Raw genomic sequence first — 13,371 nt, 5'->3', positions numbered from 1 at the left:
TTGTCAACTTATCACGAAAATAATTTGCAAGGATCCGTCAATGTCCATCAAGCGCTACGGTACGGTTCAAAAGGGTGCAGGCGGCAAGCCGCTGCCGTTCGCACGCGCCGTGGAAGCGGACGGCTGGCTCTATGTCTCGGGTCAGGTCGCCATGGAAAATGGCGAGATCATCGACGGCAATATCGTCGCGCAGACGCACAAGACCATCCAGAACGTCATCGCCATTCTTGAGGAAGCCGGCTACGGGCTCGAGCACGTCGTTCGCTGCGGCGTCTGGCTCGACGACCCGCGCGACTTCTGGACGTTCAACAGCATCTATCAGGAATATTTCGGCGAGCACCCGCCGGCGCGCGCCTGCGTGCAATCGTCGATGATGGTCGATTGCAAGGTTGAAATCGACTGCGTCGCCTATAAACCCAATGATTGATCAATCGAATCTGCGGGGGGCTGAGCATGGATATTTTTTCGACACTTCAGGAAGAAAAGGCCAGGCTTTCGCCATCGGAAACCCGCATCGCCGATATCCTTCTGAATGATTTCGAATTCGCTGTGAATGCCTCGATCATCGAGCTTGCCGAGAAGGCCGATGTCTCGCCGCCGACGGTGACCCGCTTCTGCCGCAGGCTTGGCTGCGAGAGCTTCGCCGACTTCAAGGTCCAGCTTGCCCGCACCGCCTATGTCGGCATGCGCTATCTCAAGCCTGAGCCTAAGAGCAGCAATCCGGCCGACGTGGCGCAGGATATCGTCACCAAGGCGCAGAATGCGCTGTTCCTGCTGCATAGATCGCTCGATCTGGCCGCCATCGAGCTGGCGGCGGAGCGGCTGTCGCGCGCCGACATGATCTATGCCTTCGGGTCGGGCGGCAATTCGTCGATGGTCGCCAGCGAACTGCAGAACCGCCTGTTCCGTTTCGGTCTGCACGTCACCGCCACTTCCGACCACAGCATGCAGCTGATGATGGCGGCCGCCGCCAAGCCGACGGATGTGCTGATCGGCTCGTCGTTTTCGGGGCGCAACAACGAGCTGGTCCGCGCCTTCGCGCTGGCGCGCGAGACACGGGTGACGACGATCGCGCTCACACAAAGCGGCAGCGCGGTCGCGCAGGCGGCGGAAATCGTCATTCCGATCGATCTGCAGGAAGGCAACAACATCTTCCGGCCGACCTCGACCCGCATTGCCTACATAGCTGCCATCGATATCCTCGCCAGCCTCGTCGCCTATGCGATCCAGCCGAAGGCGGCGGTAGCGCTGCGCCGCATCAAGCAACAGCTGGTCGCCCACCGCGATGGCGACGACCGCCAGCTGCTCGGGGACTGACAATTCCATGCGGTACTATAAAGGGAACATAGAATGACGAAATCGGTAGCGATCGTAACCGGCGCCGCAGGCGATATCGGCCGCGCCATCGCAGCACGGCTTGCCGACGATTACGATGTGGTCCTGCTTGTCGATATCGATCTCGCCGCCGCGGAAAAGGCGGCTTCGGCACTCGGCCCGGCGGATCGTTTCGTCGCTCTCGCCTGCGATGTGACCGATGCCGCAAGTGTCGCCGAGATGGCTAGCCGCGCCGCGGCGCTCGGTACCGTCGCCACGCTTGTCAACAATGCGGGTGCCGCCCGCGCCGTCAGCCTGCACGACACCACGCCGGAGATCTGGCGCATGGACAACGCGCTCAATCTGGAAGCGGCGTTCCTGTGCTTCCGCGCGGTCGAGGACATGCTCAAGGCGTCGCGCGGATCGGTGATCAACATCGCCTCGGTCAACGGCATGAATGTCTTCGGCCACCCCGCCTACAGCGCCGCCAAGGCCGGGCTGCTCCATCTCACCAAGCTGATCGCCGTCGAATACGGCAAGTTCGGTATCCGCTCCAACGCCATCGCCCCCGGCACCGTCCGCACCCAGGCCTGGGAAGCGCGGGCTGCGGCAAATCCCAATGTTTTCGAGGAGGCGCGGCGCTGGTATCCGCTGCAGCGCGTCGTCGATCCCAAGGATGTCGCCAATGCCGTCGGCTTCCTCGCCGGCCCGCTCGCATCGGCCATCACGGGCGTCTGCCTTCCCGTCGATTGCGGCCTAACCGCCGGCCAGGCGGAGCTCGCGCGCACGTTCTCGCAGTCCGAACACTACTGACAATCATAATAAGAGAGGAACAGATATGGAAACGGCTTCCTATCGCCTGGAAAGCACCTGGCAACCGGATGGCGGGCCGAACGGCCGCTTTACCTTCACACTTTTCAATCTCTCCGACGCGCCGCTTTCAGGCTTCAAGCTCGTCTACACGTCGCTCACCCGCGTGATCGACCGGGCGGCCTGCGAGAACGCGGTCTTCCTGCGCCGCAACGCGAACTTCCACGAATTCGCGCCGCCTGAAGGCGTGGCGATCGAGCCCGGCAACAACTGGACCTTCACCGTCAGCGGCCTGCACCGGCCGGCCAAGCATTGCACCGATGGTGCCAAGTCCGCCTATGTGACTCTCGCCGATGGAAAGCATGTCACGGTTCTGGTTTCCGACCTGCTGCTCGAAAACGCTGTCAGCGAGCCGCCGCCTGTGCTGCTGCCTGAGGGCAAGCTCGACCTGCCCTTCGCCCTGCAGCCCTGGCCGGCGTCCATCGATGCCAAGCCGGGTGAAGGTTTTCCGGTTGTGCTTTATCCGGCCGAAGGTTCGTCCTCCGACGACCTGCGCGCGATCTCCACGGTGCTCTCGCTCTTCCGCCGCCTCTTCGAAAGCGGCCATGCCCCGTTCAACCTGGCTGCATCGCCCCAGGGCCGCGCGCTGCGCTTCGTCAAGGATATATCGCTTGCCGCGGAAGGCTACAAGCTCGTCTTCGGCGCCGACGAGATCACCCTTTCCCATGCCGATGCCGCCGGTCGTCAGTACGGCCTTACATCGCTCGCCCAGCTGCTGCACGGCGCCCGCAGCAACCCGAACACCTTCCGCTTCCCGATCTCGGGCACCATTGCCGACCAGCCGCGCTATGGCTGGCGCGGCTGCCACCTCGACGTTTCCCGCCAGTTCTACCCGAGCGCCGACGTCAAGCGCCTGATCGACATCCTGGCCTGGCTCAAGCTCAACATCTTCCACTGGCACCTCACCGACGACGAGGCGTGGCGCCTAGAGATCAAGGCCTATCCGCAGCTGACGACCACGGGCGTCCTGCGCGGGCCGGACGAGCCGCTTCTGCCGCAGCTCGGCAACAGCGCCGAACCGGTCGGCGGCTTCTATTCGCAGGACGAGGTGCGCGAGATTGTCGCCCATGCGGCATCGCTGAGCGTCGAGGTCGTTCCCGAGATCGACATCCCCGGCCACAACGCGGCAACACTTGCTGCCCTGCCAGACCTCACCGACGGTCAGGAAGCGCCGGAAAGCTATCATTCCGTTCAAGGCTATCCCAACAACGCGCTCAACCCGGCCATTCCGCTCACCTACGAATTCCTGGAGAAGGTCTTCGACGAAATGGTCGAGCTTTTCCCGTCCTCCTATATCCATATCGGCGGCGACGAAGTGGCGAACGGCTCCTGGCTCGCCTCGCCGCTCGCCAGGAAGCTGATGGAGCAGGAAGGCATCGAGGGCACCTTCGCGCTGCAGTCCTATTTCCTGAAACGCGTCAAGGACATGCTCACGGCGCGCGGCCGCAAGCTGGCCGGCTGGAACGAGGTCGCCCATGGCGGCGGTGTTGCGGCTGCAGACACGCTGCTGATGGCCTGGGAAAACCCGCAGGTCGGCATCGATCTGGCGAGGGAAGGCTACGAGGTCGTGATCACGCCCGGCCAGGCCTATTATCTCGACATGGTACAGGACGAAGCCTTCCAGGAGCCGGGCGCAAGCTGGGCGGGAACCGTGCCGCCGGCGCATACCTACGGCTATGAGGCCGAAGGCGATTTCCCGGAAGAACTGAGGAGCAAGATGAAGGGAGTGCAGGCCTGCATCTGGTCGGAGCACTTCCTGTCGCGCGGCTATTTCAACCATCTCGTCTTCCCCCGCCTGCCGGCTATTGCCGAGGCGGCATGGACGCCGAAGGCCGCCAAGGACTGGCTTCGCTTCTGCGCCATCGTGCCGCTGAGCCCGAAGCTGTGAGGTGCTGACCATGCGCATCGCCGTTGGCGGAATTCACACGGAATGCAGCACCTATTCCCCGGTGCTGATGGCGGTCGAGGATTTTCGCGTCCTGCGCGGCGCGGATCTTCTCGAAGCCGAGTATTTCAACTTTCTGGAGGCGGAGGGTGTCGAACACATTCCGCTTCTACATGCCCGCGCCGTGCCCGGCGGTCCCGTTTCACGGGTCGCCTACGAAGCATTCAAGGCCGAGTTCCTGGATCGCCTCAAGGCGGCACTGCCCGTCGAAGGGCTCTATCTCGCGATGCATGGCGCCATGAACGTCGAGGGCATGGACGATGCCGAGGGCGATTGGATCTCGGCCGCCCGCGCGGTGGTCGGTCCGGATTGCATCGTCGCATCGAGCTATGACCTGCACGGGAATGTTACCCAGAGGATCGTCGATCAGCTGGATATCTTCGCCGCCTACCGTACGGCACCTCATATCGACGTTCGGGAGACCATGGTGCGCGCTTGGTCGATGCTGGTCGATGCCCTGAAATCGGGTAAGCGGCCGGGCGTCGCATGGGCGCCGGTTCCAGTGCTATGGCCCGGCGAGCGCACCTCGACGGAGGACGAGCCGACCAAGGGCCTCTACGATGTCCTGCCCGATCTCGATCGCCGCGAAGGCATACTCGATGCCAACCTGATGATCGGCTATGTCTGGGCGGACGAACCGCGGGCAACGGCCTGCGCCGTAGTCACCGGGTCGCACAAGACGGCGGCGGCGAAGACGGCGGAAGAGATCGCCCGGTCCTATTGGGATGCCCGCGACGAGTTCCGTTTCGGCCCGGTCACCGGTCCTCTGCCTGATATGCTCGACATTGCCGAGAAGGCCCAGACAAAACCCGTCATTCTTGCCGATTCCGCCGACAATCCGACCGGTGGTGGCGTCGGCGATCGCGCCGATGTGCTGAATGCACTGATCGCCAGAAACTTCGAAGGAGCATTGCTCGCGGGCATCACGGATCGACCGGCGGTGGAGGCCTGCTTTGCCGCAGGGAAGGGCGCTACGATCGCGCTTTCGATCGGCGGCACGCTCGATCCATCAAGCAAGCCGGCCAAGGTGGAGGCCGAAGTCGTCACGCTGGTTGATCCAGGGGCTGAGGCTGAGCGCGAGGCGGTGGTCAGGGTCAGCGAGATCACGGTCGTGCTGGCGGCCCGGCGCCGACCCTATCACAACATCGCCGATTTCACGCGCCTTGGCCTCGATCCGAAGGCGGTACGGCTGCTCGTCGTCAAGTCCGGTTATCTGTCGCCGGAGCTTGCGCCGATCGCCAATCCGAACCTGATGGCGCTGACCGAGGGCGTTGTAAACCAGGATATCAAGAGCCTCGTCAGCAAGCGCCGGGCTCGGCCGGCCTTCCCGTTCGACCGCGATTTCTATTACCAGCCGCAAGCGCGCTTCTCGGCGCGCTGGCAGGATTGACATCTCTTAGCGACATTTCGCCTTGGCAGGTTTCGGCGGCGCGCCGAACCTGCTAAGGCGCCGTCATCCGAAACTCCGGGTGATTTGCACCCGCCCCGATATCCGACATGAGCCGCTTTCTTCCCGATGTCTTCCGCGACCCGACGATCCGGGTCAGCATGTTTGCGATCTTCGCCTTCGGCATAGCCGGCGCCGCAACCTCGCCCTACCAATCCGTCGTCGGCATTCGCGAACTTGGGCTCAGCAATGGCCTTTATTCCGTGCTGATCTTCTCCGCCGCCGCAGTCAATGTCATCGTCAGCATCCTGCTCGGCAATCTCGCCGACCGACTCGGTGAATACCGCACGATGATGGTGTCGGCGGCCGTCTTCGGTGTCCTCGGGTACGGCTCGATCTATATCCTGCCGATGCAGGCTACCTTCATCGTCAGCGCGCTGCTGTTGCTGCCAATCTACGGCTCGCTCAATTCGCTGCTTTTCGCCAATGTCCGCGCGGCGACGCGCGGCATGCCGCGCAACGAGGTCGCGACCGTCAATTCCGGCGTCCGCGCCATGATCTCGCTGTCCTGGGTGCTCGTGCCCGGCGTCACCGGCATCCTGCTGTCGCGGTCGACAAGCATGCTTCCGGCCTATCTCTTCGCCGGGATAGCCTGCGTCATTTGTCTCGTTCTCATCGCGGCCTATCTGCCGCGCCAGCGCGGCACCGACCATGCGGCCACACACCATCTGTCCTACCTTGCGGCCCTGGGAGAGGTCGTTTCGCCGCCTGTGCTCATCCGGGTCGTTGCGGTGGCGCTGATCAGCAGTACCTTACACGTCAACGGGGCCATCCTGCCGCTGATCGTCACCGACGCGGCGCATGGTACGGTCGCCGATGTTGGCATCCTGGTCGGCATCGTCGCCTTCCTCGAGGTGGTCTTCATCGTCGTCTGGGGCCGCGCGCAGCGGGTGATGAGCAACGTCACCGCGCTCGCCATCGGCACCAGCATCTATATCGTCTACCTCGTCCTGCTCGGCCTCGCCTCGCAGCCCTGGCACGTCTACGCGCTGACCCTGATCAGCGGCATCGGCGCTGCAGCGCTGATCAGCATTCCGATCACCTACCTTCAGGACCTGATCGCCGAGCGCCCGGGCCTCGGCAGCGCGCTGATCTCGGTCAACATCTTCCTCGGCGCCGGCCTCAGCGCCTTGTTGTTTGCCATCGGCACCGGTCTCAGCAGCTACTCCGGCACCGCGTTGATCGGTGCGGCGGCCGGTATCGTCGGCCTGGGACTTCTCCTGTTTTTCGACAGGCGCAAGCGCCGTCGCTGAGTTGCCCCCCTTGCACCGCGCACGCCCTGGTGCAATGGTTCGCTCCAGCAATGTCGCGACCATCTGCCGACCGCAGCGTTCGCGTACGAGGCCGGAGCGGAGGTTGCAGGATGGCGGTGGATGTGTCGTTGCCCAACACAGGTGCGCCGCCTAACCGCGCGAGCCGCGTTCCTCCCGTTCCGGCAGCCTTTTTCGGCATCGTGCTCGGCCTTGCCGGGCTCGGAAACAGCTGGCGCGCGGCTGCCGCGATTTGGCCGCTGCCGGCGACGATTGGCGAGGCAATCAACGCTTTGGCGGTTATCGTCTGGCTGGTTCTCGTCGTGCTCTACGCTGCCAAGTGGGTTGTCGCGCGGCCTGCCGCGCTGGCGGAAGCCGAAAATCCTGTTCAATGCTGTTTCATCGGCCTTGCCGGTGTGTCGACCATGCTGATCGCACTCGCGGTGCTGCCCTATTCGCGGAAGGCTGCCACGCTTCTCCTTATAGCAGGCATGCTCTTCACGGTACTCTTCGCCTTGTGGCGCACGGGAATTCTGTGGCGCGGCGAGCGTGATCCCGCAACAACAACGGCGGTGCTCTACCTGCCGACCGTTGCCGGTTCCTTCGTCACCGCGATCGTCGCGGGAGCCATGGGCCATGCGGATTGGGGTCAGCTCGCCTTCGGCGCAGGCTTCTTTTCCTGGCTGGCGATCGAATCCGTTCTGATGAACCGGCTGCTGACGGGGCCGGCGCTTGCCGCGCCGCTGCGGCCCACGCTCGGCATCCAGCTTGCTCCACCGGCCGTCGGCGCGGTCGCCTATCTCAGCGTCACCAGCGGTGTGCCGGATATGCTTGTTCATGCCATGCTGGGCTATGCGATCCTGCAAACGATGCTTCTCTGCCGCATGCTTCCTTGGATCGCGAAGCAACCCTTCGCTGCTTCCTACTGGGCCTTCACCTTCGGCATCACCGCGCTGTCCACGGCGGCGTCGCGCATGGTGGCGCGCGGCGATACGGGTCCTGCGGAGCTGCTGGCGCCGCTGTTATTCGCGATCGCCAATATCGTCGTCATCGGGGTTGCCGTCGGGACGATCGTACTTCTGGTCCGCGGCAAGCTTCTGCCAGCGCCCGCTGCCGTGGTCCCTCCGAAAGCCGCATAGCAGACGAGTTAGTCCGCTTCCTTCCCGAGCGTGTCCGCCACATAAGCGCCCCGCAGTCCCATGGGCCTTGGCGAACCCGTCGTCGTGTCCATGGCCGTCTGATGCTCGAGCTCCGCGTTCAGCTCTCCGCCAACGATCAGGATGACGATCGAAAGCCATGCCCAGACCAAAAAGCCGATCAGCGCGCCCAAAGTGCCGTAGGTCGCGCTGTAGTTGGCGAAGTGGTCGAGGTAGAAGGAAAAGCCCATCGACATCGCAAACCAGAGGACCGAGACGAGGACGGCGCCCCAGGTCATCCAGCGAAGCTTGGCAGGTTCCCGGCTCGGACCGAAACGGTAGACGGCAGTGGTCGATGCCACGGTAACCAAGAGAAGCAGCGGCCAGCGCAGGAAGAGTGCCAGATGTTCCTTTACCTGATCCAGCCACAGGAAGGAGAGCGCCACGGGCATCACAGCCACGAGGCCGATCACCAGGGCTGCCGCCAGCATGGCGCAGACGGTAAAGCAGAGCGCCAGTAGATTGAGCCGGATCAATCCGCGCTTCTCCGTCTCTTCATATGCGATATTCATGGCGTCGAAGATGGCAAGTGTTGCGCTGTGGCTGCTCCAGAGTGCGACCGCGAGACCGACGAAGAACGTCATGCCAAGCGTTGAACTGCGGGTCTCGACGAGCTTCTGTATTCGGTCGGCAATCAGGTCGAAGGCACCCGGCGGCAACAGGCCAGCCAGTTCGCGCAGGTGATCGGCCATCGTCGCCGGGTCGGCAACCAGTCCGTATATCGAGACGAGCGCGGCGAGTGCCGGGAAGAGCGCCAGCAACAGATAGAATGTCACACCGCCCGCAATCAGCGTCACGCGGTCTTTCGATATCTCGTGGACCACGCGCCACAGCACATCGCGAAGCCCTTTTGCTGGAATGGCCTCGGGAACCGCTGCATCTCTACCTCGCGCGTGGTCCCCGGCGGCTTCGGCAAGCCGAGCATGACTGTCGCCACTTCGCAGGATTGCAATAAGGCCGAGAAATCCCAGCGAGGCAATGATCAGTGGAGCTGCTTTCTGACTTTTCATGGGTGGCGCACCTGGTTGCAACCGATTGACTTCGTTGGCAATAACGCCGCTTGAAGCAAAAAGATGCAAAACAGGAGTGCGACTTTGCGCGGCTGGTATCGAATGGCGCCGTTGGGGCGCCACGCGGAGGCTGCAATTCGAAGGCGCTCAGCCGCCCGGAAGCGCGTTCTTCCCAATCTCGCGTTCGGCTACGCCGCTTGTCAGTCTCTGACCGTGGAATTTTTGAAGCAGCAAGACGACGTCGTCAATCTCCGCTTCACGACGCGCCGCATCCCAGCCAAGTGCCACTGCGGCGATACCGGCGATGTCCCGCAAGCCGTCGAGTGTCAACTTGCCCTCGATCGCGATCGTCGTGCGGCGCAGGACGATATCGGAAAGACGTGTGACAAGTTCGTTGCGGACGATCCAGTCGATTTCCTTGAAACTGTAGTCTGCAGTTCCCGCTATCCGCTTTTCATCCGAATGTTCCGAGGGAAAGGCTGCGATTGCCTCGGAAGTCGTTCCATAGCGCGCAAGAAGCTCTTCGGCGCGCGCGGGTGTCAGTCCGGTCGCGAGCTTGTCGAGGAACCGCCGGCGTGTCGAGGCATCCGCTGGAAATCCTCTGCCGCCGCCGATCGCGAGGTAGCGCGTGGATTGCCGGCGCGGCTGTCCGAGACGGGACAGAACGCTGTCGGCGACTTCCTCGGCAAAGCCGCGGAACGTCGTCCACTTGCCGCCCACCAGCGACATGATCGCAAACGGTCGATCGCCGCCGGCTTCGATGACGGGAGCCGAATGGTCGCGGCTGATCAGGCCCGGCGCGGTACCGTCGGAGGCGGGGAGGGGACGGATGCCGCTATAGGTGTAAACGATCTGGTCGCGATCGAAGCGCAAGGTTGGCAGCAGCGAACGAAGGCTCTGCAGGAAATAATCGATCTCGGGATCTTCGCAGTTCACGTTGTCGGGATCCTTGCTCGGGATATCCGTCGACCCGACCAGCGCGAGGCCGAGATAGCCATAGACCAGGCAGATGCGCCCGTCATCGGCCTCGAAGTAGATCATGTGACCATTCAGACTGCGCACCAGCTCGGGGTGATCGATCAGTATATGGGAGCCCTTCGTCCCGCCGATGAGACGCGACGGTGCGCCGAGCGCTTCATTGACATGGTCGATCCATGGGCCGGCGGCGTTGACGACAAGTTTCGGCCGCACCGAGAATTCCGTGCCGTTGTCGCGCCGGAAGCGCAGCTCGCCGCCGGAGCGCGAGACGAGGCTGGTGAAATTCTCCGCGCCGCATCCGGGGTTCGCTTCCAGCCCGTCTCTCACGAGTTCATAGACCAGTCGCTCCGGCCGGCTGATCTTGGCGTCGTAATAAATGCCGCCCGCGACGATCGCAGAGGTGACATGCGGCATCTCGCGCTTGGCTTTTCTCTTCAATATCAGCCGGTGCTTCGGCATGACGCGATCGCGCGAGCCGAAAAAATCGTAGAGCGCCAGCCCGATCTTGATAAGAACGGCGCCGCGGCTGCGTGGTGCCGTCTTCGAGCCGAACAGGGTGCGGATCGCCGCTCCTATGCCGCGTGTCCAGGAGAACACCGGGATGAAGGTCGGCAAAGCTTCGACGCAATGCGGCGCGTTCTTCAAGAGAAGATTGCGCTCGAGCGTCGATTGCGCGACGAGCCCGAACTCTCCTGTTTCCAGGTACTTCAGGCCGCCATGGATGAGGCGTGACGGTGCAGCACTCGTCCCGGACCCGAAGTCCGCCTTGTCGATGATCATGCAGTTGATGCCCTGCAGGGCAAGATCGCGGAAGAGGCCGGCGCCGTTGATGCCGGCTCCGAGGATGACGACGTCGATATCGTTGCCGCGAGTGTCCGAGCCGCGCTCAAGCGTGTCTGATGTCATGATACTGTCGTCCTATATTGCTGCGGCATTGGCCGCGCCTTCCTGTGCCAGGCCGGTGATCTTCGGCCAGACCGGCGCCATCGCTTCGGCAATCTCCAGGAAGACCCGGTAGCGCTTTTCGTATTCGGCGCTACGGGCCGGGTCCGGCAGGCAGGTTGCGCCGTGCTTGCGCCCGGCAGCGGCGCTTTGAGGATCAGCGTAGATATCGACCGCCGAACCGGCGCAAAGGGCCGCTCCCCAGGCCGCTGCCTCATCCGTGCCTGTGATGGTGACGGGCATGTTAAGCACATCGGCGAACATCTGAACCACAGCCGGATTGCGGGAAACGCCGCCGGCAAGCCTGGCTTCACCGAACGAGAACCCTTCGCGTAGCGCATCCACATGGATGCGATGGTTGAAGGCTATACCCTCAAGCACGGCCCGCAGCATGTCGCCACGATCGTGCCAGCCGCTGAGCCCGAAGAAGCTTGCGCTTGCCGAGGCGCCATAGGGCGAGCCGAAGAGATAGGGATGGAAAAGCGCCGTGGATGGGCGGGCGAAGGCGGCATCGATCTCCTTTGCCAGCAGGGCATGGATCGAGCTGCCTGCTGCCTCGCAGCTGGCCCACTCGCTGGCGCACAGCTTCTCGATGAACCATTCGTAGTTTGCGCTCGAAGCCGGCGAGATCGACATCGAGTTCCAGACGCCGGGCGCAATGCCGTTGCGGCAGAACCAGCGGCGATCGACGCGCGGTTCGGCCGACAGCGTCTCGTTGATCGAATAGGTTCCGGCGATCACGGCGACGATGCCCTCGCCATAGCCTCCCGCGCCGAGCGCCGACGCCGTCACGTCATGCAGCCCGGCCGCGACGGGCGTGCCTTCCGCGAGGCCCGTGAGGCGCGCGACCTCGGCTGTAACACCGCCGATGATCTCGTCGGAGCGAGATGTGGGTGGGAGGGCCGGGGAGAGGTCCTGCAGGACGAAGAGACGCAATGCCGTTTCGCTGTAGTCCTGCGTCTGAACGTCGGTAAAAGAGGTGCTGGCCTCGGTACGGTCGGTGCCGACTACGCCTGTGAGGCAAAAGCGCAGCCAATCCTTGCAGCTCATGATGTGGCCGATCCGCGCGAAGCGTTCGGGCTCGTTGTCGCGGATCCAGGCAAGAAGTGCTGATGGTGCGGAGACGTGAGGAACCTGGCCGGTCACCTTGATCGCCTCATCGGCAACGCCGGTGCGCGCCCAATGGTCGACGATCGTGCCGGCCCGGCTGTCGAGCGACAGGATGCCGTGGCCAAGCGGCTGCTGCTCACTGTCGAGAAGGTAGATGCCGTCGCCGTGCGCGGTGGCGGCGATTGCCTTGATGTCGGTTGCCGGACGGCCGCTGAGCGCGATGGCCTCGCGGATCGCCTCTGCCGTTGCCGACCACAATTCGTGCATGTCACGTTCGACATGTCTCGGTTTCGGTATGATCTGCGTGACGCGTCGCCGGGCAACGGCGATGGGTGTGCCGTCGATATCGAAGATGACGGCTTTGGTCACGGTCAGACCGCTATCGATTCCGAGAAGACTCGGCATGCGTATTCACCTTTCTCCTGTCGTGCCGCGTCTGGTCAGCGTCCGCCGCCGGCCTTGGCTACGACAACATTGATATCTCTCGATCGCATCCGGTCGATGTGGACGGGAAGAGTTTTGTCATCGACGATGACGACGTCGAATTCGTCGAGCGCCGCGAAGCTGTGGAGTGCCCGGCGCTCGAACTTGGTATGATCGGAAAGCAGGATCCGCTTGACCGAACAGTCGAACATGGCGCGCTTGGTATCGACGGTTTCCGGCGATTGATGCAGGACGATGCCGTCGTTGATCGCCGACATCGAAATGAACGCGACATCGGCGCGAAGCGCCTTGATTTCGCTGATCGTCATGCGTCCCATGAAGGCGTTGCACCAGTTGTAATACTGGCCGCCGAGCCCGATCAGGGTCACGTCGTGCATGCCGGTCAAGGCATTCATCAACGTCAGCGAATTTGTAATGGCCGTGATCGGCACCTTCGAGGAGAGATGCGGCGCCATCTGCAGGACGGTGGTGGAATCGTCGAAGAAGATTGCCTGACCCGGTTCGACGAACTGCATGGCCGCCTCGGCGATGATCTTCTTCTCGGCCGATTGGCGGCTTGAGCGATAGACGTCGCTGGATTCGATCAGGTTGGTGGCTGCCGCCGTGACGATGCCGCGAGTTTTCCGAAAGATGCCGCGGCTGACGAGTTCGTCGACGTCGCGGTGGGCGGTCATCAGGCTGATGCCGAAGCGATCAGTGAGATCCTCGATCCGCATCGAACCTTCGCTCATCACGGCCTCGGCGATCATGCGGCGGCGCGCAACCTGGCGCGTCTGGCGGCTGTCGCTGGTCAGTTGATCCAACAGTTCATCACCCTGATCTCTCTTCTGTGTCACGGGTCACCCTTCGCTGAATTCAAGACCCC

The 13,371-nt window shown here is 63.1% G+C and carries 11 protein-coding genes; 7 read left to right on the top strand and 4 right to left on the bottom strand.

All coding sequences use genetic code 11. The features are described 5' to 3' along the window. Nucleotides 1–40 precede the first annotated feature (40 nt). The 7 genes from QTL95_RS18905 (at nt 41) to tehA (ending at nt 7,965) form a co-directional block, all read left to right on the top strand. Nucleotides 41–427 carry a RidA family protein gene (locus tag QTL95_RS18905; protein ID WP_289721454.1) on the top strand — a complete coding sequence of 129 codons (387 nt, stop codon included), beginning with the start codon at nt 41–43 and terminating at the stop codon, nt 425–427. A gap of 26 nt (nt 428–453) precedes the next feature. Further along, nucleotides 454–1,317: a MurR/RpiR family transcriptional regulator gene (locus QTL95_RS18900; RefSeq protein WP_289721453.1), complete on the top strand. Its 864-nt coding sequence runs from the start codon at nt 454–456 to the stop codon at nt 1,315–1,317. Between the two features lie 33 nt (nt 1,318–1,350). Further along, complete coding sequence (locus QTL95_RS18895) at nt 1,351–2,127, top strand: SDR family oxidoreductase (protein WP_289721452.1); 777 nt, start codon at nt 1,351–1,353, stop codon at nt 2,125–2,127. Nucleotides 2,128–2,152: 25 nt separating this feature from the next. Then, complete coding sequence (locus QTL95_RS18890) at nt 2,153–4,072, top strand: beta-N-acetylhexosaminidase (protein ID WP_289721451.1); 1,920 nt, start codon at nt 2,153–2,155, stop codon at nt 4,070–4,072. A gap of 10 nt (nt 4,073–4,082) precedes the next feature. Next, nucleotides 4,083–5,519, top strand: a complete 1,437-nt coding sequence (locus tag QTL95_RS18885) for a M81 family metallopeptidase (protein WP_289721450.1) — start codon at nt 4,083–4,085, stop codon at nt 5,517–5,519. A 107-nt stretch (nt 5,520–5,626) separates the two neighbouring features. Next, nucleotides 5,627–6,829 (top strand): MFS transporter, encoded by a 1,203-nt coding sequence (locus QTL95_RS18880; protein WP_289721449.1) that lies wholly within the window; start codon nt 5,627–5,629, stop codon nt 6,827–6,829. Between the two features lie 110 nt (nt 6,830–6,939). Continuing rightward, nucleotides 6,940–7,965: a dicarboxylate transporter/tellurite-resistance protein TehA gene (gene tehA, locus QTL95_RS18875; protein WP_289721448.1), complete on the top strand. Its 1,026-nt coding sequence runs from the start codon at nt 6,940–6,942 to the stop codon at nt 7,963–7,965. A gap of 8 nt (nt 7,966–7,973) precedes the next feature. Here tehA and QTL95_RS18870 read toward each other — a convergent pair whose 3' ends face one another. The 4 genes from QTL95_RS18870 to QTL95_RS18855 form a co-directional block, all read right to left on the bottom strand. Beyond that, on the bottom strand, nt 7,974–9,032 hold the full coding sequence (locus QTL95_RS18870) for a YihY/virulence factor BrkB family protein (protein ID WP_289721447.1): 1,059 nt from the start codon (nt 9,030–9,032) through the stop codon (nt 7,974–7,976). Between the two features lie 147 nt (nt 9,033–9,179). Continuing rightward, nucleotides 9,180–10,916, bottom strand: a complete 1,737-nt coding sequence (locus QTL95_RS18865; protein WP_289721446.1) for a glycerol-3-phosphate dehydrogenase/oxidase — start codon at nt 10,914–10,916, stop codon at nt 9,180–9,182. Nucleotides 10,917–10,928: 12 nt separating this feature from the next. Next, a complete protein-coding gene (locus tag QTL95_RS18860) occupies nt 10,929–12,467 on the bottom strand; it encodes an FGGY-family carbohydrate kinase (RefSeq protein ID WP_289721445.1) in 1,539 nt (512 codons plus the stop codon). A gap of 35 nt (nt 12,468–12,502) precedes the next feature. Beyond that, nucleotides 12,503–13,342 carry a DeoR/GlpR family DNA-binding transcription regulator gene (locus QTL95_RS18855; RefSeq protein WP_289721444.1) on the bottom strand — a complete coding sequence of 280 codons (840 nt, stop codon included), beginning with the start codon at nt 13,340–13,342 and terminating at the stop codon, nt 12,503–12,505. Nucleotides 13,343–13,371 lie beyond the last annotated feature (29 nt).

The organism is Rhizobium sp. S152, from assembly GCF_030380735.1.
Taxonomy (GTDB): domain Bacteria; phylum Pseudomonadota; class Alphaproteobacteria; order Rhizobiales; family Rhizobiaceae; genus Rhizobium.
This window is presented reverse-complemented; position numbering and strand designations above follow the sequence as displayed.

Bases quoted from the DNA above. Each gene is read 5' to 3' on its own strand.
- QTL95_RS18905 (WP_289721454.1), top strand. From the start codon at position 41: ATGTCCATCAAGCGCTACGGTACGGTTCAAAAGGGTGCAGGCGGCAAG.
- QTL95_RS18900 (WP_289721453.1), top strand. From the start codon at position 454: ATGGATATTTTTTCGACACTTCAGGAAGAAAAGGCCAGGCTTTCGCCA.
- QTL95_RS18895 (WP_289721452.1), top strand. From the start codon at position 1,351: ATGACGAAATCGGTAGCGATCGTAACCGGCGCCGCAGGCGATATCGGC.
- QTL95_RS18890 (WP_289721451.1), top strand. From the start codon at position 2,153: ATGGAAACGGCTTCCTATCGCCTGGAAAGCACCTGGCAACCGGATGGC.
- QTL95_RS18885 (WP_289721450.1), top strand. From the start codon at position 4,083: ATGCGCATCGCCGTTGGCGGAATTCACACGGAATGCAGCACCTATTCC.
- QTL95_RS18880 (WP_289721449.1), top strand. From the start codon at position 5,627: ATGAGCCGCTTTCTTCCCGATGTCTTCCGCGACCCGACGATCCGGGTC.
- tehA (WP_289721448.1), top strand. From the start codon at position 6,940: ATGGCGGTGGATGTGTCGTTGCCCAACACAGGTGCGCCGCCTAACCGC.
- QTL95_RS18870 (WP_289721447.1), bottom strand. From the start codon at position 9,032: ATGAAAAGTCAGAAAGCAGCTCCACTGATCATTGCCTCGCTGGGATTT.
- QTL95_RS18865 (WP_289721446.1), bottom strand. From the start codon at position 10,916: ATGACATCAGACACGCTTGAGCGCGGCTCGGACACTCGCGGCAACGAT.
- QTL95_RS18860 (WP_289721445.1), bottom strand. From the start codon at position 12,467: ATGCCGAGTCTTCTCGGAATCGATAGCGGTCTGACCGTGACCAAAGCC.